Annotated in this window: 24 protein-coding genes and 1 tRNA gene; 9 read left to right on the forward strand and 16 right to left on the reverse strand. The window is 72.3% G+C overall.

Annotated features, from left to right (window positions below; translation table 11 throughout):
- Positions 1-568, forward strand: a 568-nt coding sequence (gene cpaB / locus AB0K37_RS28245) for a Flp pilus assembly protein CpaB (RefSeq protein ID WP_363986096.1), incomplete at its 5' end; no start/stop codon positions are given.
- 104 nt (positions 569-672) lie between these two features.
- The gene (locus tag AB0K37_RS28250) at positions 673-1092 is read left to right on the forward strand and encodes an MscL family protein (protein ID WP_363986098.1); all 420 of its coding nucleotides are present in this window, start codon (positions 673-675) and stop codon (positions 1090-1092) included.
- A 16-nt stretch (positions 1093-1108) separates the two neighbouring features.
- Here AB0K37_RS28250 and AB0K37_RS28255 read toward each other — a convergent pair whose 3' ends face one another.
- Positions 1109-2146: a D-alanyl-D-alanine carboxypeptidase family protein gene (locus tag AB0K37_RS28255; RefSeq protein ID WP_363986100.1), complete on the reverse strand. Its 1038-nt coding sequence runs from the start codon at positions 2144-2146 to the stop codon at positions 1109-1111.
- An 82-nt stretch (positions 2147-2228) separates the two neighbouring features.
- A complete protein-coding gene (locus tag AB0K37_RS28260; RefSeq protein WP_363986102.1) occupies positions 2229-2672 on the reverse strand; it encodes a hypothetical protein in 444 nt (147 codons plus the stop codon).
- Positions 2673-2978: 306 nt separating this feature from the next.
- Between AB0K37_RS28260 and AB0K37_RS28265 the strand changes: the two genes are divergently transcribed.
- Positions 2979-3051: transfer RNA gene (locus AB0K37_RS28265), tRNA-Arg, on the forward strand.
- A gap of 395 nt (positions 3052-3446) precedes the next feature.
- On the opposite strand, the gene AB0K37_RS28270 is transcribed toward AB0K37_RS28265, so the two are convergent.
- From AB0K37_RS28270 to AB0K37_RS28280, 3 genes are all read right to left on the reverse strand, one after another.
- The gene (locus AB0K37_RS28270) at positions 3447-3854 is read right to left on the reverse strand and encodes a hypothetical protein (RefSeq protein WP_363986103.1); all 408 of its coding nucleotides are present in this window, start codon (positions 3852-3854) and stop codon (positions 3447-3449) included.
- Positions 3855-4328: 474 nt separating this feature from the next.
- On the reverse strand, positions 4329-5615 hold the full coding sequence (locus tag AB0K37_RS28275) for a hypothetical protein (RefSeq protein ID WP_363986105.1): 1287 nt from the start codon (positions 5613-5615) through the stop codon (positions 4329-4331).
- A gap of 334 nt (positions 5616-5949) precedes the next feature.
- Entirely contained in the window at positions 5950-6639 is a 690-nt protein-coding gene (locus AB0K37_RS28280; RefSeq protein ID WP_363986106.1) for a TetR/AcrR family transcriptional regulator, read from the reverse strand.
- Between the two features lie 164 nt (positions 6640-6803).
- Between AB0K37_RS28280 and AB0K37_RS28285 the strand changes: the two genes are divergently transcribed.
- A complete protein-coding gene (locus AB0K37_RS28285; protein ID WP_363986108.1) occupies positions 6804-8045 on the forward strand; it encodes an oxygenase MpaB family protein in 1242 nt (413 codons plus the stop codon).
- Positions 8046-8312: 267 nt separating this feature from the next.
- Entirely contained in the window at positions 8313-8864 is a 552-nt protein-coding gene (locus AB0K37_RS28290; RefSeq protein ID WP_363986110.1) for a GNAT family N-acetyltransferase, read from the forward strand.
- 118 nt (positions 8865-8982) lie between these two features.
- Here AB0K37_RS28290 and AB0K37_RS28295 read toward each other — a convergent pair whose 3' ends face one another.
- The 4 genes from AB0K37_RS28295 to AB0K37_RS28310 all read right to left on the reverse strand — a co-directional run bounded on the left by AB0K37_RS28295 (position 8983) and on the right by AB0K37_RS28310 (position 12519).
- Entirely contained in the window at positions 8983-10428 is a 1446-nt protein-coding gene (locus AB0K37_RS28295) for a M1 family metallopeptidase (RefSeq protein WP_363986112.1), read from the reverse strand.
- A gap of 128 nt (positions 10429-10556) precedes the next feature.
- Positions 10557-11753 carry a DUF6596 domain-containing protein gene (locus tag AB0K37_RS28300; RefSeq protein ID WP_363986113.1) on the reverse strand — a complete coding sequence of 399 codons (1197 nt, stop codon included), beginning with the start codon at positions 11751-11753 and terminating at the stop codon, positions 10557-10559.
- Positions 11750-12088 carry a YciI family protein gene (locus tag AB0K37_RS28305; RefSeq protein WP_363986115.1) on the reverse strand — a complete coding sequence of 113 codons (339 nt, stop codon included), beginning with the start codon at positions 12086-12088 and terminating at the stop codon, positions 11750-11752. The genes AB0K37_RS28300 and AB0K37_RS28305 overlap by 4 nt, the downstream gene beginning before the upstream one ends.
- Positions 12089-12120: 32 nt before the next feature.
- Positions 12121-12519, reverse strand: a complete 399-nt coding sequence (locus tag AB0K37_RS28310; protein WP_363986117.1) for a VOC family protein — start codon at positions 12517-12519, stop codon at positions 12121-12123.
- A 204-nt stretch (positions 12520-12723) separates the two neighbouring features.
- On the opposite strand from AB0K37_RS28310, the gene AB0K37_RS28315 reads away from it, so the two are divergent.
- Positions 12724-13104: a YchJ family metal-binding protein gene (locus tag AB0K37_RS28315; protein ID WP_363986119.1), complete on the forward strand. Its 381-nt coding sequence runs from the start codon at positions 12724-12726 to the stop codon at positions 13102-13104.
- 112 nt (positions 13105-13216) lie between these two features.
- Positions 13217-13870 carry a hypothetical protein gene (locus AB0K37_RS28320; protein WP_363986120.1) on the forward strand — a complete coding sequence of 218 codons (654 nt, stop codon included), beginning with the start codon at positions 13217-13219 and terminating at the stop codon, positions 13868-13870.
- Between the two features lie 171 nt (positions 13871-14041).
- On the opposite strand, the gene AB0K37_RS28325 is transcribed toward AB0K37_RS28320, so the two are convergent.
- Positions 14042-15475, reverse strand: a complete 1434-nt coding sequence (locus tag AB0K37_RS28325; RefSeq protein ID WP_363986122.1) for an MFS transporter — start codon at positions 15473-15475, stop codon at positions 14042-14044.
- A 58-nt stretch (positions 15476-15533) separates the two neighbouring features.
- Here AB0K37_RS28325 and AB0K37_RS28330 point away from each other — a divergent pair, with 58 nt between their 5' ends.
- The gene (locus tag AB0K37_RS28330; protein WP_363986124.1) at positions 15534-16703 is read left to right on the forward strand and encodes an ROK family protein; all 1170 of its coding nucleotides are present in this window, start codon (positions 15534-15536) and stop codon (positions 16701-16703) included.
- Between the two features lie 296 nt (positions 16704-16999).
- Here the strand turns inward: AB0K37_RS28330 and AB0K37_RS28335 are convergent, their stop codons facing one another.
- From AB0K37_RS28335 to AB0K37_RS28345, 3 genes are read right to left on the reverse strand one after another with little or no spacing between them, the layout of a single operon-like run.
- A complete protein-coding gene (locus AB0K37_RS28335; protein ID WP_179844124.1) occupies positions 17000-17407 on the reverse strand; it encodes a cupin domain-containing protein in 408 nt (135 codons plus the stop codon).
- Positions 17407-18228: a phosphoenolpyruvate hydrolase family protein gene (locus tag AB0K37_RS28340; RefSeq protein ID WP_363986126.1), complete on the reverse strand. Its 822-nt coding sequence runs from the start codon at positions 18226-18228 to the stop codon at positions 17407-17409. The genes AB0K37_RS28335 and AB0K37_RS28340 overlap by 1 nt, the downstream gene beginning before the upstream one ends.
- Positions 18225-19424 (reverse strand): Tm-1-like ATP-binding domain-containing protein, encoded by a 1200-nt coding sequence (locus tag AB0K37_RS28345; protein WP_363986128.1) that lies wholly within the window; start codon positions 19422-19424, stop codon positions 18225-18227. Before AB0K37_RS28345 ends, AB0K37_RS28340 begins: the two co-directional genes overlap by 4 nt.
- A gap of 100 nt (positions 19425-19524) precedes the next feature.
- Between AB0K37_RS28345 and AB0K37_RS28350 the strand changes: the two genes are divergently transcribed.
- On the forward strand, positions 19525-20250 hold the full coding sequence (locus AB0K37_RS28350) for a hypothetical protein (protein ID WP_363986130.1): 726 nt from the start codon (positions 19525-19527) through the stop codon (positions 20248-20250).
- A 3-nt stretch (positions 20251-20253) separates the two neighbouring features.
- Here AB0K37_RS28350 and AB0K37_RS28355 read toward each other — a convergent pair whose 3' ends face one another.
- The 3 genes from AB0K37_RS28355 to AB0K37_RS28365 all read right to left on the reverse strand — a co-directional run.
- A complete protein-coding gene (locus AB0K37_RS28355) occupies positions 20254-20946 on the reverse strand; it encodes an ABC transporter ATP-binding protein (protein ID WP_363986132.1) in 693 nt (230 codons plus the stop codon).
- Entirely contained in the window at positions 20943-21872 is a 930-nt protein-coding gene (locus AB0K37_RS28360; RefSeq protein WP_363986133.1) for an ABC transporter ATP-binding protein, read from the reverse strand. The genes AB0K37_RS28355 and AB0K37_RS28360 overlap by 4 nt, the downstream gene beginning before the upstream one ends.
- The coding region (locus AB0K37_RS28365; protein WP_363986135.1) for an FtsX-like permease family protein at positions 21872-23426 on the reverse strand (1555 nt) is incomplete at its 5' end. The genes AB0K37_RS28360 and AB0K37_RS28365, both read right to left, overlap by 1 nt.

A 23426-nucleotide genomic window follows, 5' to 3' on the forward strand; every position in this document is an offset into this window, starting at 1 on the left:
GGGCCTGGCCCTGCCGGCGCTGCGCCCCGGCCCACCGCCGTCCGTCCGCGTCCTCGCCGCCGCCCGCGACCTGCCCGCCGGAACGCCCCTCGGCCCGGACGACCTTCGCCACCTCGACCTGCCGCCGTCCGCCGTCCCGTCGGGCGCGCTCCGCGCGGGCGGCGCCGGCCGCGTCCTCGCCGGCCCCATGCGCCGCGGCGAACCCCTCACCGACGCCCGCGTCATCGGCGCCGGGCTCCTGCGCGGCTACGGCCCCGGCACGGTCGCCGCACCGGTCCGCCTGGCCGACGCGGGCGCCGCCCGCCTCGTCCGCCCCGGCGACCGCGTGGACGTCCTGACCGTCCCGTCCGAGGGCGCCACCGCCGACGGCCCGCGCCCCCGCTGGGGCTCCGCCCGCGTGGTGGTGTCAGAAGTGCCGGTCATAGCGATCCCGCCCCCGGACGAGAACGGCCCCGAGGAGGGCGCCCTGATCGTCCTGGCGACCGACCGCCCCCAGGCCGTCGCCCTGGCCGGCGCCGCCGCCCCTCTGGCCCTGACGATCACCGCCCCCCTGACCCCGGGCAGGTGAGAGGGGCCGACTTGGCTAATCAGGCATGACTTCATTACGATCCGTAGCCGTTTCCCGCGCCCCCGCAGCCCAGGGGCGCGACCCCCACAACCCCTGGAGCCGACATGAGCGGATTCAAGAAGTTCCTCTTCCGCGGGAACCTTGTCGAACTCGCGGTGGCGTTCGTCGTCGGAGCGGCGTTCGCCGGGCTCGTGAAGGACTTCGCGAGCTCCTTCATCACCCCGTTGATCGCCCTCCTCGGCGGCAAGCCCGACTACACGCGCCTGGCCGTCACCATCGACGGCACCACGTTCCCGTACGGGGTCTTCGTGACCTCGGCGATCGCCTTCTTCATCACGGCCCTGATCGTCTACTTCCTGGTCGTGCTCCCGACGACCAAGCTGATCGAGCGGATGGACCGCGGCAAGGAGGCCACCGAGCGCGAGTGCCCGCAGTGCCTCAGCGACATCCCGGTGAAGGCGCGCCGCTGCCGCTACTGCACGGCGGAGGTCGTCCCCGCCGACGAGGTGCCGTCCCCCCGCTGACGCGGGGCGGCCCGGCTCAGCCGTTCTCCGTCCCGAACTCCCAGTGCCAGGGCTCGAACGGGTTGCTGTAGGCCCAGGCCGGGTGGATCCATCCGTACTTCCCGGCGTGGGCCTCCATCCAGTTGAACTGGACGGATCCCGAGCTCTGCACACCACCGCACAGGTCGAGCGCCTGCCCCTTGCCGTGGTTGCTCGTCCCGGGGACGGCCGCGAAGCCGGGCCGCTGCGCGTAGACACGGTGCTGGTCGGCCAGGCTCCGGTAGGCGTCCGTCACGCACATGTCGCGGCCGAAACTGCGCTTGTACGCCTCGTTCAGCTTGTAGAAGGCGAGCGCCGCGTCCGCCCGGAGCATGTGCCCGTTCTTCTGCGGCAGAGGGCACAGGTACTTCGACGGAATGAGCCCGTTGGGAAACTTCTTCGCATCCCTCGCCAGGGACTTGTCGCACCCGAGTTCGAGCCGCTTCTGCCGCGTCACCGCCAGCTTGTCGAGCATCGCGTTGAGCTGCCTGGTCAGCTGCGCCGACCGGTTCTTCAACCCGTTCACCTCCTGCTGGAGGCGGGTCTGCTCGACCGCGTTGCGCGACTGCAGCTCCTGCGCCGTGGAGGCGAGCCGCTGCCGCCGGTCCTGCAACTCGTCGGCACGGTCCACGAGCGCCTGCTGCGACCTCGCCATGAGCGTCACGTCCGCCGTCGACCGCAGCGCCGTGCTCGGATCGCCGCCCCCGAAGATCGCCATGGAACCGGCCGCGCCGCTCTGCTGGTAGGAGGTGTTCGCGAGCCTGGCCAGCGGCTCGCGTATCCGGTTCAGCTCGGCCTCGGCCCCGGCGAGGTCCTTCAGCGTGGCGCGCAGCTTCACCTGCGACCCGGCAAGGTCCTTCTTCCGGGTCTCCATCTGCTTCGTGGCCTTCTCTAGCTCGGTGCGCGCCTTCGTCGCCTCGCGGCGCAGCGACTCGAGCGAGTCGGCCCCCGCGGCCGCGTTCGCGGCGCCGTGCGGTGAGAGCGTCGCCATCACCAGGAAGACCGCGGTCAGCGCCGCCGACCGGGGGTTCGGCACGGTGGTTTTCCTCCTGATGCCCAAAAGCGGAACAGCGGCAGAACGCTACTACAGGTTCTACGATGACCTGTCCGTAACCGGTTCAGCGACTTCGGTGATGTTCGCACCACCGGCGCATCCACCAGACGTCCTCCCAGCCGGCAGGGCACGGCCGCCTCACCCGCACGGACGGGGCAGGCGTGGGGGCGGGCGCGGGCGTCGCCCTCCGCGGCGTCACCGCCGGCCTGGGCGCCCGCCTCGGCGGCTTGGTCGCCACCTGCGGCTCCGCCTCCGGCGGCACGTACGTCCCGAACGTCGGCTCGCCCTCCGGCGCCGCCGGCGCCACGCTCCGCGCGGGCCCGCCCGCCGACTCCGGCCTCTCCCGCACGGGCTCGTCCCGCAGCCCGAACGCGATCGCCGACGCCACCAGCACGGGTACCGCGAAAGCCGCGGCGACGACCGTGATCCGCCTGCCGCGCGGCGACTCCTCGCCCACCGGTTTCCGGGCGTCCAGGTCCTTCGGCTGCCCTCGATGCCGTCCCGTCACGGAACGGAAGCGTACCCACACCGCCCCCGCCCGGCCTAGGCTGTGGTTCAAAGTCCCGGCCCCCTTCGCTCGCCTGGCGGCTCGCTCCGTGACCGGGCCTGGGCGAACGCGGCATCGCTTCGCGATCCGCCCGGCTCCGCTCGCCTCCGGCTTCGCTCCACCGGCCAGGTCACGCGTTCGCGCGGGCGGTCGAGGCCACTTCGAGACAGGCCCTAAGGCCCGGCGCGCATAACAGGGAGCGCTCACCACTCCCCTTCCCCTACCCTGTAGGTGCCGTCCGCTACGCTCTACCGCGAGCGACGACACGCCTCCGTAGCTCAGGGGATAGAGCACCGCTCTCCTAAAGCGGGTGCCGCAGGTTCGAATCCTGCCGGAGGCGCTTTTCCGACCACCGCGAGTGGCCTGCGGCCAGCGCGTGGACGCCCGACGGGCTTCTGCGGTCCTGAGGCGGGCGCAGCTCTGTGCCGGTCTTCGTCTCCTCCGTCTCCGCGCCGGTGCTGCTCGGGCGGCCTCCCGAATCATCTGGGATCGAACGTCGCGCACTCGTACCCCAACGAAAGCGGCCCTTCTCCCGGAGGAGAAGGGCCGCTTCGTGGAAAGCGCGCAATGCGGGACGGCGCGCTTCAGGTGAGAATTCGGCCCCTTCGACGGAGCCGAGGTTCACGGTCGACCGCCGGCTTCATGCCGGGGCCGTGAAAGGGTCGCCGTGTCGGCGTCCCTTCCTTATTGGTGCTCCTGACGATGGAGTCGCGCAGGCCAGGGCCTACGGCGCGGTCACCACGCTCGCCAGGTCATCGCGGAGATCCGCGCGGTGTACTCCACCCAGTCGTACCCGGTCCGGGTGTACTCCTCCCGGAGGTACTTCAGGGTGACGAACTCCCACACGTAGCAGCCCACCGGCGTGTACTCCACGACGGTGGTCCGCAGGACGGCGATGCGCCGCACGGTGACCCTCGCCACCAGGAACTTCACCACGGTGACGTGCATCGTGGTGGGGTCCAGCACCGGGATCCACACCGGCTCGTACTCCACCACGAACAGCTTCACCAGGGTGAAGTCGATCTCGGTGAAGCCGCCCCCGGTGTAGCCGGCCCGGGTGAAGGCGGGCCCGGTGTAGCGGCTGAGGGGGAGACCGGCCCCGTGACGGGAGGTCGCGAGGCGGTGGTCGTTGCTCGGGATCATGGTGATCACCCAGCCCTTTCGGATTTGGTCACGAACTGCACGAGGCAGGGGCCCTGCTGAGCAGGACTTGATCAAGACCGTACGGCGTCGAAGACGGAAGGCAACCCGAGTCGACAGGGCGACCTGAATCACATCGCCCGCACGGCGATCGAAGACCGCCGGAGGACGGCCACTCATGAACGGCGGGAACGGCCACTCGTAGAAGGGCCGGCCCCGACCGTCAGACTCGCCGGTGCGGTGCCCACCGAATAATGGTCCTGGGCCCGAGAGCGCCACCGGCCGCGCCAAGGTGCGTAGCCGATCCGGTTCTCGGTCAGCGGCTTTGGATTCGTTCTGACCTTGGGCATGGGGAAAGGCCGGACGGCGCGTGAGGGCGCCGGCCGGCCTTCGGTTGGATGGGTTATGTGGTCCAGGCCGGCTCGAAGCCGGGCCGGCCTGGGTTACTCGTGGCGGTGAGCCGACCGCGCGCGTGAATCAGATCTCGCGCGGCGAACCGGCCAACCTCTCGATGAACGCCGCCTTGGCCGCGTCATCCCGCAGTTCGGCGAACTCCGTCCAGACGGTCCGCGCGGTTTCGGCGGACAGGCCGGCAGCGTCGACGGCGTCGGCGAGTTTGACGTTCATGCTCCACTCGTCCGTCCGCCAGCAGTACGTGCGGGCGACTTCGCGGAGCCCCGGGTGCATGGCATCCAGGTTTCCGGCGATCCAGTCACGCGTGTTCCGCACCATTCGCTCATGGCCGGGGCGCAGCAGTTCCTGAAGGTCCGCGCCGCGCCGCTCGCAAAGGGCCGCGAACCGCGCGTGGTTCCCGATGGCCGCGCGGACGGCACGCAGCACCCCCTCGCGGATCCGAGGATCCGCGTAGCGGGCGGACCGGTTCACCGGATTGATTCCCCTCGCCGGCGGGTGGTCCCGGAACAACCCCTGCACGGGGTGGCCCTGGGCGTCGATCCGGGCAGGCGTCAGTTTCGGCCCGCTGGTCAGAGTTTCGATCAGCAGGAGCGCGTCGTTCGCCCGGAAGGTCAGGCCTTCCAGATCCGGGTCGTCCGGCAGCACGAGCAGGTTCTTGCCGCCGTTGCCGCCGGCCGCGTCGAGGTCGAACAGGTACCCCCGGTCCGCGTTCGGGTGCGGGTCGAAGTACGCCGCCGTCCGGAACAGGTACAGTCCGCGCACCAGGGTTCCCCTGGCGGTCGGCCAGTACAGCTGCTTCAGGACCGCGCGGGCCGTACCGCGCATTCCGTTGTCGAGCAGGATGACGTCCTGCCGCGGTTCGGGCTCGTCCACGGGCAGGCCCAGCCGACGCAGGAGCGTCGTCAGGTTCCGAGCGGCGTGGGCGATCTCTTCGGCGGTGAGGGCCTTCCACGCCATCGTCCCGAGCATGGCGTCCAGTTCGGGGAAGGTCCTGCCGTGGTTGTGCTTCAGATCCGCCAGGGCGCTCCTGACGATGCTGCGGTTGATGGGGACCTCGACGATGTCCAGCCCGGGTTCGAAGGCGAGGACGATGATGCGGCAGTTCTCGCCGTCACGGCCGACCGACGCGAGGGTCGCGCCGGCCGCGGCCGCCGCTCGGATGTCTCCGAGCATGCGGTGGACGGCCCGGACGTAGAACGGCGCGATGGTCTCCCATGCGGCGTCGTACGCGTCGCGGAGGGCGGACGCCACGGTCTCCCGGTCGGCTTCCGACGCGAACCGGAAGAGCCCTTCGGTGTCGAGGATCGACCTCAGAGAGGCCTCGCGATCTATGTTGTCTTGTTTGTTCAAGCCAGTCGCCATTGCGACACACTTCCCTTTTCTTTGAGCTTCTTTTGCGACCTTTGCCGCAAAAGACATGGTACTGATTTAATGTCCGACGTCAAGCTTTCGACACTACGACTCCGTCCATGTGGACGCAGGTCAGCCACGTATCACAAAGGCCCGCATCCCATCACTCAGAGCCGCACATCGAAACCGTTTTAATACACTCTGGCGCTCCGCTCGGCTGCCAATGAGCCGATTCGCCATGGCGGCGTTGCGAAGCCTCTCCATGGCGGCGAGAAAAGGGATGCTGCGCGGCGGCATTTCGCCGCGAGAGAGCGCCGAGCGCGGCCTCGACAGGTCAGGGACGGTCGAGACGAGGCTCTCTCGGTTCCAGCATCGGGACGAGGAAGCGGTGGGCCAGGGCGGCCAGTCGAGCGTCGTCGTCGAGGTCGATGATGTGGCTGGGGACCGCCAGGAGCGAGCCGGATATCCGGACCATCATCTCGGCCACGTAATCGATGTCCAGGTCGCTCGACACGTTGCCCGCGCGCTGCTCGCGGCGGAGCTGGTCGGCGACGAACCGCCGCACGGTGGCGAGGGTCCGGCCCCCGTCACCGGTCAGGGAGGGCAGGAGCAGGTCCGGTTCCGTGGCGATCAGGCCGCCGATCAGGGGGTTGCCCCGGATGGCGCGCAGCGAGCTCACGAAACCGAGGACCACCCGGTCGGCGGCCGTCTCGGCCTCCCGGATGTCGATGAGGAACTGGTCGAAATAGCGACGGAACTCCCGCCGCACCACCTGCTCAACCAGGGCGTCCTTCGTGGCGAACCGACGGTAGACGGTGATCCGCGAGACGCCGGCCCGCCGGGCCACGTCGTCCATCGTGGAGCGCTGGATGCCCATCCGGCAGAACTGCGCGTAGGCCGCGTCGAGGACGCGCGACCGGGTCTCGTCCACGTCGTCGACCTGTTCGACGGCCTCGACGTACACGCTCTCCAGCAGCGACCCCGAGTCCGACGACCCCATGAGGAACGACAGCACAGGTTCCACGATCCCCTCCCGAGACACCGATTCTGCCCGAATCGTCCATGTGCGTCACGAAGGGTCTTGTGACCGACGCCACAGTGTGCTCTCATGATGCCAGACCCTGATACGCAGAAGCACGTCGTGTTTCATCGTATCAGCAGTCGTCGTCGGCCCGAGGAGGGAAAGGCATGGAACAACCCAGCAGGCGCAACGTGCTGATGACGGGCGGGGTGCTCGGGGCGCTCGGCGCGCTGAGCGTCGCGACGCCCGCCCAGGCCAGGCCGCTGTGGACGTGGTCGCCCAAGGGATCGGTCGTGGGCGCCGGCAAGGGCGTCGACCCGCGGTGGGTCTGGGACGAGGAGGCCGACCCGCTGGTCGCCTCGCTGATCGACCGGGGCGACGTCCCCAAGGTCAACATGCTGCTGAAGACCTGGACCAAGAACGGCCAGGCGCTGCCGGCCGGGCTGCCGGCCGATCTGAAGGCGTTCATCGAGAAGGCCCGCCAGCTGCCGTCGTGGGCCGACCAGACGAAGCTCGCCACCGCGTTCAGGTTCAACCAGAAGCGGGGCACCTACCTCGGCGTCAGCTACGGCTTCGCCAGCGGGATGATGAGCACGGTCATCCCCCACGAGGCGCGCGCGGTCTACTACTCCAAGGGCGGCGCGGACATGAGGGACCGCATCACCAAGACCGCCAAGCTCGGCTACGACATCGGCACCAGGAACGCGTTCCTGCCCGACGGCGAGATGATCGTCACCTGCGTCAAGACCCGGCTGGCCCACGCGGGCGTGCGCCACCTGCTGCCGCAGTCCCCGTACTGGACCAAGGTCGCCGACGAGCAGATCCCGATCAGCCAGGCGGACATGATGGTCACCTGGCACAGCCTGCCCACCACGGTCATGAAGCAGCTGAACCGGTGGAAGGTGCCGATCCCCGCCGACGAGTCCGCGGCATTCCTGCACTCCTGGCAGCTGACCGCGCACATGCTGGGCATCCTGGACGAGTACATCCCCAACTCGTGGGACGAGGCCAACGCCCAGGCCGCGCAGGTCCTCGACCCCGTCCTCGCACCGACCCCCGAGGGCGTCAAGCTGGCCGACATCCTGCTCCACCTCGGCGTCACCATCGACGGCGGCATCCTCACCACGCACATCCTCGGCGCGCTGACCCGCTACATGCTCGGCGACCAGATCTGCGGCTGGCTGCAGATCCCGCGCGAGCCGGTGTGGGACCCGGCCTTCGAGGCCTTCTGGCCGACCTTCGTCGCCATCAAGGAGGGCCTGCTCAAGATCACGGACGCGCCTCCCGGCCTGCTGCAGATCTACTGGGCCTTCGACGAGATCATCCGCCTGGGGACCCTGCTCTTCCTGTCCGGGGGCAACCTCCCGATCAGCATCCAGATCCCCACCGCCAACAACCCGAACTACTGATCACATCGGTCCCACCCCACGGACTCCCGAAAGGACACGCGCGCCACGCTCCCCACGCCGGAGGCGCCAGGCAGAACCGGGCTCGGAATCCACGGATTCCGAGCCCGCGGCGGTTCCGCCGCCGGTCTACGGCAGCGGGACGGTCCGCGTCCCGCCGCCGCGGAGGCGCCCGCTCGGCGGGAAAGGTAATGAACGTGGACGATGACGTTACCGGTAGAGGGCACTTTTCTTGCGGGTCTGGGGAGTGGTTGTGGTGTTTAGTTTGAAATGGCGGGTATTTCCATCTGGCACACTGGGGGCGTGACGGCTACTGATCCGCTGATCCGGCTCGGGCGTCCGGGAGATGCGTCCGCTTTGGCGGAATTGCAGCACCTTCTGGACGGCGAGACGGAGTTCATGCTTCTGGAGCCCGGCGAGCGGGAGCCGGACCTCGAACCGCTGAAGCTGCGCCTCGCCGCCCGCGCCGAGGGCCGCGACCCGTCGTACCTGGTCGTGGCGCTGGAGGGGCCCGCGGCGGTGGGCTACGTCGACGTGTCGGTGCTCCCCTTCGCCAAGGCCCGCCGCACCGGCTACGTGGTCGCCGGCGTGCGCTCCGGCCACGGCGGGCGGGGGCTGGGCGGTGCCCTGATGCGGGCGGCGCTGCGGGAGGCGCGGACGCGCGGGATGCGACGTCTGGAACTCACCGTGATGGAGCACAATCGCCGCGCTCTTGCGCTTTACATGAATTGCGGTTTCCAGGTGGAAGGGCTCCGGCGGGCCGCGCTGGAGATCCAGGGGCACCGGATCAACGAGTACTACATGGGCCTGCTGCTGGACTGAGCCGGGCAGGGCCGCACACCCTGCCTCACCCACCGCACGCTGCCTCACCCACTGCACCACTGCCTCCCCCACCGCACCGCGTGCCGGGGGCCGGCGGTGCGCCGGCCCCCGGGGCGGGTCACCAGGTGGTGGGCTTGGTCGGGCTGTGGAGCCAGGCCTTGAAGAAGGCGTCCAGGTCCCGGCCGGAGACCCTCTCCGCCAGAGCCTCGAACTCCCCGGTACTGGCGTTGCCGTACCGCTTGCCGGCCACCCAGGTGCGGACGAGGCGCAGGAACGGCCCGTCACCGATCTTGTGACGGAGGGCCTGCAGCGTCATCGCGCCGCGGAAGTAGATCGCGCGGTGGAACAGCTGGTCGCGGGTCGGGTCGGCGATCACCACGTCCCAGAACGGGGGCCGGTCCGGCTGGATCGGCGGCGGATTCTCGTAGGACTGCTGGAACGACAGCTGCGCGGACTGGCCTCCGTGCTTCTCCGCCCAGTACCACTCGACCCACTTGGCGAAGCCCTCGTTCAGCCAGATGTCCTTCCAGTCGCGCACCGAGACGCTGTCGCCGAACCACTGGTGGCTGATCTCGTGCGCCACGCCCCGCTCGACGGGCGGGCTCTGGTAGGTGGGGCGCGTCTGGGTCTCCAGCGCGTTCTCCAGGTTGAGCGGCGGGACGTTGTCGTTCTCGACGATCGAGCCGGTGCTGGTGAACGGGTAGTCGCCGATGTAGTCGGCGAGCTCGTCGGTCACCCGCGTGGTGTGGCGCGGCGTGCTGAGCGCGTCGGGGTGGGAGGCGATCTCCGGGTCGACCGCGTCGAGCTGCGGGACGCCCTTGGGGGTGGTCGTCGTGGAGACGTTGAACCGTCCGATCGAGTTGGTCACCAGGTACGTCGCCGTCGGCCGGTCCTCCCGCCACAGGAAGGTGTCCTCGCCGTGGGCGGTCCACTGCCGGACGAGCCGTCCGTTGCCGATCGCCTTGAGGCCGTGGGGCACGGTCGTCTCCAGCGTGACCAGCGCCTTGTCGCGCGGGTGGTCGTTGGCCGGGAACCAGGTGGACGCGCCGTCGGGCTCGCTCATGACCGTCGCGCCGTCCCGGGTCGGCAGGAAACCGTACGGGAGGTCGAAGACGACCGGGCCGCTGAGGACCTGCGGCACGCCGTCGTAGCGGACGGTCACGGTGAACGCGCTGCGCTTCCGCAGGCCGCGGGGCGGGGTGATCTCCAGCTCCCGCTCGCCGGTGCGGTCGAACGACGCCGCACGGCCGTTCACTTGTACCGACCGCACGTTCATCTTGTAGAAGTCGAGGTTGAACCGGGACAGGTTCTGAATGGCGGTCGCCTTGACGGTGGTCGTGCCGGTGAGCTCGTCGGTGCCCGGGTCGTAAGCGGTCTTGATGTAGTAGTGCGTGACGTCGTACCCGCCGTTGCCGAGATCGGGGAAGTAGGGGTCGCCCAAGCTGGGGGCGCCGGGCTCGTACCGGACGTCGGCGGCCGCGGCGGGCGCGAGAAGCGCCAGCGTCGCGGCGCCTGCCGCCGTGACCGCCAGTGGGAGGCGGCCGGCGGATCTGAGAGTCGCCATCGAGTCCCTCTCCGTCGAAGTCGGACGATCGCCTCAGCGGCGACCGAGGCATGATCGATAACGTGCCCGCCGGAGAAGTCGATCAAGCCTGACAAAACGATCTTGTCGTGCGAGGCGGGCTCCGGACCTCACGTCCAGGTGAGGCGTTCGGCCAGAAGGGCCTGCTGGGCCGGGTTGCCGGCCAGGGAGAGGGCGCGGCGGTCCGCGGTGTGGGCCTCGAGACGGCGCCCCAGGTCGCGCAGCAGCTCGGCGCGGGCGGCGTGGTACAGGTGGTGGCCGTCGAGGTCCGCGGCGAGCGGCGCGAGGGCGTCCAGCGCGGCGGCCGGCCCCTGGACGTAGCGGACGGCGACGGCGCGGTGCAGCCGCACGATCGGCGTGTCCGTCATGCGCACGAGCATGTCGTAGAGGACGAGGATCTGCGTCCAGTCGGTGTCGTCCCAGGTGGGGGCCTCGGCATGGCAGGCGACGATGGCCGCCTGGAGCTGGTACGGACCGGGCCGTCCCATCGCGGCGGCGCGGGCGATGAGGCGGGCGGCGCCGGCGACGGCCTCGCGGTCCCAGCGGCCGCGGTCCTGGTCGCGCAGCGGGACGAGGCGGCCGACGCCGTCGAAGCGGGCGCCGGCGCGGGCCTGGTGGAGCCGGATGAGGGCGAGCAGGCCGAGCACCTCGGGTTCGCGGGGCATCAGCCAGGCGAGGCTCCCGGCCAGCCACTCGGCGTCGTCGGCCAGGTCGCGGGCCTGCGGGCGGTCGCCGCCGCTGGTCAGGTACCCCTCGTTGAACAGCAGGTACACGACGGCGAGGACCTGCCTCACCCGCGCGTCGAGTTCGTCGTCCGGCGGGATCCGGTACGGGATCCGCGCGTCGGTGATCTTGCGCTTGGCGCGGGTGATGCGCTGCGCGACCGTCCTGTCGGGGACGAGGAACGCGGCGGCGATCTGCCCGGTGGTGAGCCCGCACACGGTGCGCAGGGTGAGCGCGACCTGCGCCGCCACGGGCAGCGCGGGATGGCAGCAAGTGAAGATCAGCCTGAGCCGGTCGTCGGGGTCGGCGTGCACCGGCCACTGGAGCCGGGCGAGCTTGTCGCGGTAGTTGGCCTGCCGGCGCAGCAGATCGATGCCGCGCCGCCGGGCGGTGGTGAGCAGCCAGGCGTCCGGATGGTCGGGAACGCCCTCTTCGGGCCAGCGCCGCAGGGCGGTCTCGACGGCGTCCTGCATGACGTCCTCGGCGGCGGCGAAGTCGCCGAGCGTCCGGATGAGGCACGCCGTCAGCCGGCCCGCGTGCTCGCGCACCACGCGGGCCAGCTCGGCGTGGGCCTCTTCCGTCATGTGAGCGGACGGATCTCGACGACCGGGCAGGCGGGCCAGGCGCGGGCGATGGCGAGGGCCTCGTCGAGATCGGCGACCTCGACCTCGGCGTAGCCGCTCACGACCTCCTTGCCCTCGACGAAGGGCCCGTCGGTGATCAGCGGGTCCGGCTCGTCCAGGCGCAGGGTGGTCGCCGTGTGCGCGGGCGCCAGATGCGCGTGATGGGTGATCTGGGCGGAGTACCGGGCGAACCATTCGGAGACCCGCTCGTACGCCGCCTGCCTCTCACCCTCGCCCATGGCGGCCAGTTCCTCGGCGAACTCCTGGGTCTCGACGAACATGAGAACGTACTTCACGTGCGCCGCCTCCTTCCGTTCGGGTCGGCCGCTCAGCTCGCGGACAGCGGCGCGTAGAGGTCGATCCCGTTGCCGTCCGGATCGAGGACGGTGGCGTACCGCATCCCCCAGAACGCGTCCCACGGCTCCTTGACCCCGGTGTACCCCGCTTCGGTCAGCTCGGCGTACTTGGCGTCCACCCCGGCGGGGGCCGCGGCCTGGAACGCGAGGAAGTTCCGCGCGCCGCCGGACGGCTTCGTCCAGCCGGGAAGGGTGGGCGCCCGGAACGCCTCGGTGTCGAGCATCAGGTGCAACCCCCCGGGCAGGTCGCAACCCGCGTGGTCCGGGTAGGCGGAGTCGACCGTGAACTCCAGGCCGAGCCGGCGGTAGAAGGCGATGGCGGCGTCGATGTCGGACACCACGATGTCGATCGTGTTCATCGTCAGGTCCATGGCGTGCTCCTTCGGGTCGTGCAGGTTCTTTCACCTCCTAGACGATCGGCGGGCGGCCGGATGCGACAGAGAGCGCCGCGCGGGAGTGGCGGCCGACGGCGGGGAGCGCCGCGCCGACCTGCCGGTCGATCTCGGGCGGTGGCCGTGCGGACATGGCGCTCATCGTCGCCACGCGGGTACCGCCCCGCAAGGCAGAATCGGAAGGTGGCGAAAAGATGTCCGTGCGGGGTCGGCTCCCGGTATCGGGACTGTTGCGGGCCCTTGCACCGGGGTGAGGAAACGGCTGAGACGGCCGTCCGGTTGATGCGGTCGCGGTTCAGCGCGTTCGCGGTGGAGGACGAGGCGTACCTGCTCGCGACCTGGCATCCGGCGACCCGTCCGGAGCGGATCGGGTTCGAGGACGGCACGCGCTGGACGCGGCTGGAGGTCGTCCGAACCGAGGGCGGCGGACCGGACGACGACAGGGGCCTCGTGGAGTTCCGCGCCCATTATCTGACGGGAACGGAGCCCGGTGAAATGCACGAGGTCAGCCGGTTCGTGCGGCACGACGGCAGGTGGGTTTACGTCCGGGGCAAAGTGACTTGACATTCCACCCCACGGGCGAGCGGTATCGCCCGTACGGGGGAAGGAAGGCCTGGGCGGGCGCTGAGAACGTGTGGATGCGGGCGATGGACGCCCGCGGAAAAGAGGAATCCACATGTCACGGAAAAGGCGTGCCGCGGTCGCCGGAATGGCCGTGCTCTGCGCGGCCGGGGCGGTCGGCACCGGCAGCGCGATGGCGCAGGACAAGGGACCGCTCCCGAAGGAGTCCCACGTGACCGGGGACGCGTGGGTGAAGTACCCCGGCGACCCCGAGTACCCGTACCGGCGGTTCATCGTGGACGCGCACGGCGGTCCGTGGAAGTTCGTCGGCGGAAAGATGATCATGGGTGCGGCGCGCGGCACGGTGAAGTTCGACCACTACTCGCCGGACGTGCCCGGCGGCCCGTCGAAGCACCACTGGGGATGGATCAAGGTCGACTACGTGATGGCGACCGGGCCGGTCGCGGTCGTGTCCGGAATCCGGCAGGACGACGAGCACGGCATTCCACCGAACCAGAAGCGCGCGAACCTGACGTTCTACCAGTCGCCGCGCGGCCACAAGTTCGACCGGATGGGCTTCTCCTGGGGCGTCGTCTTTCCGCAGTGCCAACAGATGGGCGTAGGGCCGGCGCCGTTCAGCACCAACAGTTCCGGTCCCTTCGGGAAATGGCTGCAGGGGTACACGGTGAAGGACGCGCCCCTGAAGCTCCCGACCGGTGACTTCCAGCCGCCGGACAACCCCGCCGACTGCTCGTTCGCCGACGGCTAGCCCGCCCGCCGCCGTCCGGCGACGCGGCGGAGGTCGCCCTACTCCGCGCCTCGACGGCCGACGGGCCGGGGGCCGAGGCGCGGACGGCAAGCGTGCCGACTGGCAAACAACGGCGCCGCGACGTCGGGGAGAACTGCTTCGCGGAGTGGCCGAGGGCCGCCGAGAGAGCCGCTACCCCGTCCTGAGCCGCCGTCCGCAGCGGGCCAGCAGCACGAGCAGCAGGACGGGCGCGACGAGCGCGGCGGCGCGCAGGGTGGTGAGGTCGGCGAGCGCCCCGAGCACGAGCGGGGCGACGCCGATCGCCACCCCGGAAGCGAGCGCGCACCGCGCCGCGGCTCGCGCCGGCTCGGACGGCCGCGCGGCGAGGGCCTGGCCGAGGATCACCGGGTACAGCAACGCCACCCCGAGCCCGGTCACCACGAGCCCGGCGACGGCGACCGGCGCGGGCGACGCCCACAGCACCGCGAACCCGCCGAGCCCGACGGCCGCCGCGAGGGCGAGCAGGCGGTCCGGCCGTCCTCCGCGCCGCACGACCGGCCCCGCGGCCGCCCGCCCGGCGGCCATCCCGAGGACGAACCCCGCCGACAACGTGGCCGCAGTCCCCGCTCCCAGCCCCTTGACGCTCCCGAGGAAGTCCGCCGCCCAGAAGACCATGCAGAACTCCACCCCCACCGCCAGCACAAGATCGACCCACCGTCCCCAGAACCCCACCCCACCCCGCCTTCGGCGAACAGACCATCCTCTCTCCCCACCAGAAGACTCGGTACCTGCAGCAAGGCAGGAAGCCCGCACACCGTCCGCAGCGCCAGCCGCCGACTCGTCCCCAAACGACTCACGGTCGGGAGAAGCGCCAGAAGGCTCGGTACCCGCGGCCCCGGGACGGGAAGGCCGGACACCGGGCGCGGCGTCCGCCGTTGGCTCGTTCCGGAACGACTCGCGATCCGCCGCCCCAGTGCCGGGGGGCTCGGGGCTGGGCGGGGCGGTGGGTGCAGGGGTGGCGTTGGCCGGTGCGGTCTCGGCGGGGGCGTGGATCGCGGGCCGGGGTGGACGGGTGAGGAGAAGGAGGGTGACAGCGGCCAGGAGGGGTGGGACGGCGAAGGCGGGGCGCCAGCCGAGGCCGTGGGCCAGGGCGGCGCCGATGAGGATCGGGGAGAGGACGGACGCGGCGCTGGAGACGGCGTTGGCCTCCCCGATCTGGATCGTTCCATCGCCGTGCTGCGCGGCGCGCAGGGCCGCCGGGACGAGTTGGACGAGGCCCGCTCCGCCGAGGCCGAGGACCAGGGCGCCGGCGGCCGTTCCGAGGCGTTCGCCGGACGCGGCCAGGAGGGCGGCGCCGCCGACGAGGGCGGTCAGGGCCGCCGGGATCGCGTACCGCCCGAGCCGTGCGGCCAGGCGGTGCCCGACCAGGCCGACGATCACCAGCCCGAGGGCGAAGGCGGACGGGTAGAGGGCGGCCTCGGCGCGGGGCAGGCCGCGCTCCTCCCGCAACTGGGGCAGGATCGCGCCTAGCCCGGTGAGCAGGTAGCCGAGGCATCCGAAGGCGGCGTACAGCCCGAGCGTCTGCGCTGTCCGCCCGGTAGCCGGGCTCGTGTCGGCGGGCTTCATCGCGCCTCCCATTAAACTCGTAGGACGAGGATAAGTCCGCCACGCCAGGATGTCACCCATGGAGCCGATGACCGCGCACTCCGCGCGCGCCCTGCGCAGCCAGGGAGCGCTGGCCATGCTCCGCCACGTCCACGCTCACCCCGCTGCCAAGCGCGCGGACGCGGCGCGGGCGCTGGGGCTGAGCAGCGGGTCCGCGACCGAGATCACGAGCCGGTTGAAGGCGGCCCGGCTGCTCGACGAGAAGGCATCCGCCCTGACCGGCGGGCGCGGCCGCCCCTCCCCGGCTCTCGTGCCCCACCGCGACGGCCCGCTGGTGTGCGTCGTGGACATCAGCCACGAGCGGTGGCAGGCGGCCTGCGTCGAACTGGGCGGCCGGGTCGTCGCGCAGGAGGCCGGGGGCCACTCCGGCACCCCGGACGTCCTCGGGACGCTCGGCCACCACGTGGCGGCCCTGCACGCCCGCTACGGCCGCCGCCTCCGCGCGGTGTCCGCCTGCGTCGCGGGCACGGTCAGCGCGACCACGGTCGTCCAGGCTTCGGGCATGGGCTGGCGCGGCGTGGACCTCGAACCGCTCCGGCCGCCCGGAATCCCCCTGCTCGTCGGCAACGACGCCTCGCTCGCCGGGCTGGCGGAGGCCAGACGCGGGGCGGGCGCGGGGGCGCGGGTCGTCCTGCACCTGACGGTCGAGGTGGGGGTCGGCGGCATCCTCGTCGTGGACGGCCGACCGGTGGACGGCGCCACCGGCGCGGGCGGCGAGTTCGGCCACATGCCGTTCGGGGACCCCTCGCTCCAGTGCCCCTGCGGCGCCCGCGGCTGCTGGGACCTGGAGGTCGACGGCCGCGCCATGGCCCGCACGCTCGGCCGCCCCGCCCCCCGCGACCCGCGCACGGCGGCCGGGCACGTGATCGCCGCCGCGTCGTCCGACCCGGCGGCCCGCTCGGCCGTCGGAGCCGCCGCGCACGCGCTGGGACGGGGCATCGGCGCCCTCGCCAACGCCCTCGACCCCGGCGTGGTGACGCTCTCCGGCCTGGCCACCGACCTGGCCGCGACGGCGCCCACGGCCCTGGAGACCGGCTACACGGCGGCCCTGATGCGCTACCGCCGCACGGCGCCGCCGCCCATCCTGCCTTCGGCGCTCGGCCCGCAAGGCCCCCTCACCGGAGCCGCGGACGCCGCCTTCGACCTCCTCCTCACCGAGGAAGGCCTAGCCGCCTGGTCCCAAACGTGAGTCCAAGCTCCAGGCCAGGCCTGCCGCCGCGGCCCGCGCTCACCAGAGACGCCCCATAAATCGCGGATGCCACGTTCGGCCCCCTCACGGAGCAGCACCAGGCCGCCTGGTCCCGCGCCTCAGGCCGGGCGGCCAGGGAGTGGCCACGCAGGGGCGCGCGGCGCTCGGTGGTCAGGGTGACTTGGAGTTGCGTGGTGGCTGTGCTCGGGGTCTTGATGTTGAGGCGGTCCAGGGTGCGTGGTCCGCGTACATGAGCTCCAGCTGGACGCGCGGGGCGGGGGTGCCTTGGCGGCGGGTCAGGCGGGGCGCCATTCGGGGATGGCTCCGGGTTCGTGGAGGCAGTGGTCGGGGGCCGCCTCCAGGGCCTTCTCCTCGCCGCCGGGGGTGTAGGTGACTATCAGGCGCAGGGGGCGCCACGTCATGTTGTAGGTGGAGTGCCAGACGCCCTTGGGGATGTGGACGGCGTCGCCTTCGCGGATCAGGAAGGGCTCGCCGTCGTCGACCATCTGCGCGGCCTCGCCGGAGATCACGTAGATGACCTCCTCGGCGTTCGGATGGTGGTGGCGGGCGTGGCCCTTGCCGGGGTTGACGATCACCTCGCCCAGGGTGCTGCCCGCCCCGGGCACCGCGGACGGGGTGACGAACCACTTGATCGACCCCCAGTCGAAGGTCGCGGTCGCCACGTCACCGGGGTTCCTCAGCATCAGATCTCCAGGTTCTTGAAGGCCGCGACCTGCGCGGTGACGGCCTTCTCGGTCGGGAGCCGCTCGACGGAGGACGCGCCGAAGAAGCCGACGACGCCCTCCGTCCGGGACAGGACGTAGGCGGCGTCGTCCGGTTCGGCGATGGGGCCGCCGTGGCACAGCACGAGGACGTCGGGGCGGACGGCGGCCGCGGCGTCCCGCATGGCCTGGACGCGCTCGACCGCCTCGTCCAGCGTCAGGGACGTCCCGGCGCCGATGCTGCCCTTGGTGGTGAGGCCGACGTGCGGGACGAGCACGTCGGCGCCGGCCTCGGCCATCGCCCGCGCCTGGTCCTCGTCGAAGACGTAGGGGGCGGTGACCAGGCCGCGCTCGTGGGCGAGCCGCACCATCTCGATCTCCAGGTCGTACCCCATGCCGGTCTCTTCGAGGTTCTGCCGGAAGACGCCGTCGTAGAGCCCGACCGTCGGGAAGTTCTGCACGCCCGCGAAGCCCATGGCCTTGAGCTGGTCGAGGAAGACCGGCATCACCCGGAACGGGTCGGTGCCGCACACCCCGGCCAGGACGGGCGTGTCCCGGACGACGGGCAGCACCTCCGACGCCATCTCCACGACGATCTGGTTGGCGTCCCCGTACGGGAGCAGGCCGGCCAGCGACCCGCGTCCGGCCATCCGGTAGCGGCCCGAGTTGTAGATGATGATCAGGTCGACGCCGCCCGCCTCGGCGCACTTGGCGGACAGGCCGGTGCCCGCGCCCGCGCCGATGACGGGCCTGCCCTGCTCGACGGTGTTCCGCAGCCGGAACAGGACGGTCTCGCGGTTCACTGCGCGCCCTCCGAGATCAGCCGGTGCAGCCGGTCGGCCATCGTCCGGCCGAACTCCGGGTCGTTGATGTGCATGTCGAGCATCTCCGCCCCCGGGGCTTCCTCCAGCGCCATGAAGCACGCCACGTCGGCCACCGGATCGTGGAACGGCATGCCGGGCGCGTCGAGCGCCGACACGCCCTTGAGCGGGACGAACAGCGCGGTCGGCCCGGTGGCGGCGGCGAGCTTGGACGCCATCCTGCGTCCCAGCTCGCCCATCTCCTCGGCCGTCGTCCGCATGAGCGTCACGGTGGGGTTGTGGACGTGCAGCAGGCGCTGCCCGAACCGCTCGGGGACGGTGTCGCGCGGCCCGAAGTTGACCATGTCGAGGGCGCCGGGCGCGACGACCTGCGGGACGCCGCGCCGTCCCGCGGCCGTGAGCCGGTCGGGTCCCGCGGACAGGACGCCGCCCACCAGGTCGTCCGCCAGTTCGGTGGTGGTCAGGTCGAGGACCCCGGCCAGCAGGCCGCTCTCCACGAGCCCTTCGAGCGCCCGTCCTCCGGCGCCCGTCGCGTGGAAGACGAGCACCTCGTAGCCGAGTTCGTCCAGCCGTTCCCGGGCGGCGTCCACCGCCGGGGTCGTGACCCCGAACATGGACGCCCCGACGAGGGGCCGCTCGTCCGGGGCGGGCTCCGGGAGCGCGTGCGCCTTCGCCATCCCGGCCGCCGCCGCGGCGGCGTTCCCGAGGATCAGGCGCGACAGCCGGTTCACGCCCGCGATGTCGACGACGCTGTAGGTGAGCGTGACGTCCTTGGCGCCCACGTAGGGCGAGACGTCTCCCGACGCCATCGTCGACACGATCAGTTTGGGCAGTCCGATGGGCAGGTCCCGGACGGCCCGCGCGGCGATCGACGATCCGCCGCTCCCGCCGACGGCGAGCACGGCGTCCACCGGGTCCAGCGCGGCGAGGATGATCGCCGCGCCCTCGCCCATCGCCGTGACGGCCGCGCCCCGGTCGCCGGCGTCCCGCAGGGCCTGGAGCGAGGCGCCCCCGGCCTCCGCGACCTCCTCGGCGGAGACGTCGGCCGCCACCTCCGGCGGTCCGACCCCCACGTCCACGAGGACGGTGTCGCAGCCCAGCTCACGCACCCGCTCGCGGAGCCACGCGTACTCCGCGCCCTTGGTGTCGAGCGTCCCCACCAGTACGACGGTCGCCATCGTGCCCCTCCGTTCCCCCGATACCGATTCCCCCGACGATCACTTCGCATGCCTGTCCCCCCGGTTACCCCCACCGTGCTTGGAACGGGACAATCTAGGCATGCCCCAGCCCTCTCTCTCCGGAGTCCTGCGCAGCACCGTCGCGACCGTGCTCACGCTCCTCGCGGCCGTCGCCTTCGTGGCGCTCGCCGTGGTCCTGGTGGTCACGCAGGTCCCGGACGGCACCCGGGACCTGGACGCCTACAGGGCCGCGCCGCGCTGCCCGGCCGCGCCGGCCAGGCCCGCCGAGTGCCGCTGGACGCAGGAGTTCACCGTGACCGGCGTCCATCTGACGTCCAAGCGGGGCAAACTCGACACTGCCTCCCTGAGGGACGCGAACGGCCACGGGTGGGAGACCGCCTACACCTCGCGGGGCCCGGTCATCGGCGATCTCGACAGGGGCGACCGGGTCACCGGCACCGTCTGGCGCGGGCGGGTGACCGAGATCGCGGCGCGCGGCGAGTCGCAGGAGACCGACGCCGCCCCGGACGACCTGCGCGCCCGGTTCCTCATCGCCGGGCTGATCATGATTCCGCCCGGCCTCCTCGTCGCGGCGGCGTGCGTCTGGAGGCTGGGGCGCCGCGCCGGCCCGATCCCGAGCCGGGGCATGGTCGCCACCCTCGGCCTGGCCGTCGGCGTGTTCTTCGCCGGCCTCTTCTCCCCGCTCGTCGCGAGCGCCGCCGGGGAGGACTTCCGAGCCACGGCGGCCGTCTGGCTCCCCGCGGCCGTCCTCCTGGCCGTCGGGGCGCGCGTCTACACGACCCGGGGCGGCGCCCCCGTCAAGTGACGGTCAGGCGGGGACGGACGCCTCGGTGACGGCGCCGTCCTCCAGGGTCAGGACGCGGTCGGCCTCGGCGAGGAGGGTCTCGTCGTGGGTCGCCACCAGGACGGTCACGCCCTCGCTGGAGACGACCGCGCGGAACAGCGGCATGATGGCGGCGGCGGTCTCGGAGTCGAGCTGGCCCGTGGGCTCGTCGGCCAGGAGCAGGCGGGGCCGGTTGGCGAGGGCGCGGGCGATCGCCACGCGCTGGCGCTGGCCGCCGGACAGCTCGTAGGGGCGCTGCAGCGCGTGGTCGGCCAGTCCGACGAGGCCCAGCAGGACGCGGACCCGCTCGTCCCGCTCGGCGGGCGGCGTGCGGACGAGGCGCAGCGGGACCTCGACGTTCTCGGCGGCCGACAGGACGGGGATGAGGCCGTGCGACTGGAACACGTAGCCGATGTCGTCGCGGCGCAGGGCGAGCAGCTCGTCCTCGGAGAGCGCGCCGACGTCGCGGCCGTCGACGCGGACGGTGCCGCCGTCCGGGCTGTCCAGGCCGCCGATCAGGTTGAGGAGGGTCGTCTTGCCGGAGCCCGAGCGGCCCCGGACGGCGACGATCTCGCCGGGCGCGATGGTGAAGGACGCCCCGCGCAGGGCCGGGACCTCGATCCTGCCCGTCCGGAAGGTGCGGACCAGCCCCTCCACGGCCACCATCGGCGCGGTCATCGGTTCTCCTCCCGGTCGGGCCACACGCCGACATGGTCGCTCTCCAGGGCGAGACGGACGCGGTCGCGCAGGTCGAGGGCCTCGGTGAAGCCCTTGGGCAGCTGGACGCGGCCGACGCGGTCGAGGAGGGCGTACTCCTCGACGACGCGGGTCCCGTCGTCCTCGGAGCGGCGGCGGACCTCGACGCTGGTGCGGCCGTCGCGGATGCCGACGGTCCGGTCGACGCGCTCGGACACCTGCGTGTCGTGGGTGACGACGACGGTGGTGGTGCCGAGCTCCTCGTTGACGCGGCGCAGGGCGGCGAAGACCCCGGAGGCGGTGGCGGTGTCGAGCTCGCCGGTCGGCTCGTCGGCCAGCACGACCTGGGGTTCGTTGGCGACGGCCACGGCGATCGCGATGCGCTGCTGCTGGCCGCCGGACAGCTCCGCCGGGCGGCGACCCGCGCAGTCGCCGACGTCCAGCATGCCGAGCAGCTCGGCGGCGCGGGTGGCGCGCTCGCGGCGCGACCGCCCGGCGAACCTCATGGGCAGCTCGACGTTCTGCGCGGCGGTCAGGTACGGCAGGAGGTTGCGGGACGTCTGCTGCCAGATGAACCCGACCTTCTCGCGCCGGAACTCCAGCCGCTCCTTGGACGCCATGGTGAGCAGGTCCGAGCCGGCGACGCGGGCGACGCCGGCGGTCGGCACGTCCAGGCCGGACAGGATGTTCAGCAGCGTCGACTTCCCCGACCCGGAGGCGCCGACGATGGCGACGAGCTCGCCGGGGTCGATCAGCAGGTCGAGGCCCTGGAGGGCGACGACCTCGACGCCGTCGGTCTTGTAGATGCGCACCAGGTTGTCGCAGACGATGTGGGCGCCCTCGCCGTAGACGGGGCCGCGTTCGGCGGCCCGGCGCTCCAGCTCGGCGAGATCGGTCGTGTCGGTCATCACTCCCCCGTTCGTAGGGCGTTGCCGGGGTCGGTGTCGAAGGCGCGGTCGACCGCGACGGCGGCGGCGGCCGCCAGCAGGAGCGCGGCGAGCAGGCCGAGCAGCGCCGGCAGGCCCGGGAGGTGCGCGGTGACGGCGAAGCCGCCGGTGTAGGGGCGCAGGTCCACGGCCGGTCCGGTGATCTCGGGGAGAAGGAGGCCGAGGACCCATCCGGCGCCGACCGCGCACAGCAGGACGGGCGCGATCTCCACGAGGGCGAGGCGGCGGCTCTGCCGGCGGCTCAGCCCGAGGGCGCGCAGGTGGGCGGTCATCCGGCCGCGGGCGCGGGCGCCCACGACGAGCATCAGCAGGACGGCGAGCAGCCCGTACGCTCCGCCCGCGAGGGCGCCGTTCCGGAAGGTCTCGTGGACGACCGACACCAGCGGCAGCCCCGTCATCTCCCGCAGCACCTGCCGCCGCAGCACGATGTCGTCCCCCGGGGCCGCGGCGCGCAGCGCCTTGACGTCGATGTGGTCGCCCGCCACGAAGACGTGGGACGGGAAACCCGTCGCACCGGCGACCGTCCGGTAAGGGACGATCACGAAGGCGCTGTTCTTCTCCTGCCCGGGGAAGCGCGCGATCTGGCCGGACGGCTTGACGGTCACCGGGTCCATGCCCGCGCGGCCGAGCGTCACGGTGCCGGAGCCCAGGGTGCGGGCGGCCAGGGGCGACACCAGCGCCCCCGTGTCGGTGTCGGGGATGCCGGGCACCTCGGGCGCGAGCCTCCGGTAGGCGTCGAGGTCCACGCCGACCACGGTCACCGGCGCCGGGTCGGTGGCGGACGAGGCCCGGGCGATGACCCGGACCCGGACGGCGCCGGTGACGCCGCGCACCGCGCGGATGCGGCGGAGCCCGGCCTCGTCCAGCGCCCCCGCCTCGACCCGCGCCTCGGCGCCGGTCTCGGCCCAGGAGGCGCGTTCCTGCCCGGCCCGCAGCGCGGTGTCCACGGTCGAGGTGAAGCCGGCGATGGCCGCGGCCAGCAGCAGGACGGCCAGCGGCAGCGCCCCGACCAGGTTCTGCCGGGACGCGCGGGCGAGGCCGATGAACGCGACGGCCCCGGTCCGCCGCCGCAGCAGCGGCCCGGCCGCGCGCAGCAGGTAGGGGTAGGCGCGCAGGACGAGCACGCCGAGCGCCGCGCCGAGCAGGGCGGGGACGGCGGCGACCAGCGGGTCGGTGCCGGCGGACGCGCCGCGCTCGCGCAGCAGCACGACGCCGATCACCGCGAGCACCACCAGCAGGCCGTCCATGACGAGCCGCCGCCGGGACGGCCGCGCCGCGACGAGGTCGTCGCGGCGTTCGGTGACCGAGCCGAGCCCGCCGCCGCGCTCCCGCAGCACCATGGCCGCCGAGACGCCGAGCACGGCCAGGACGAGCAGCCCGATCGCGTACAGCGAGGCGGTCTGCGGCGGACCGGCGTCCAGGAGCCGGCCGGCCGCGTACCCGAGCAGGGCGGCCGGGACGGCGGCGAGCGCGGTCAGCCCGCAGGCGGGCGCGGCGAGCTGGCGCAGCGACGCG

This window comes from Actinomadura sp. NPDC049753 (assembly GCF_040674655.1).
In the GTDB taxonomy this organism is placed as follows: Bacteria; Actinomycetota; Actinomycetes; order Streptosporangiales; family Streptosporangiaceae; genus Spirillospora; species Spirillospora verrucosospora.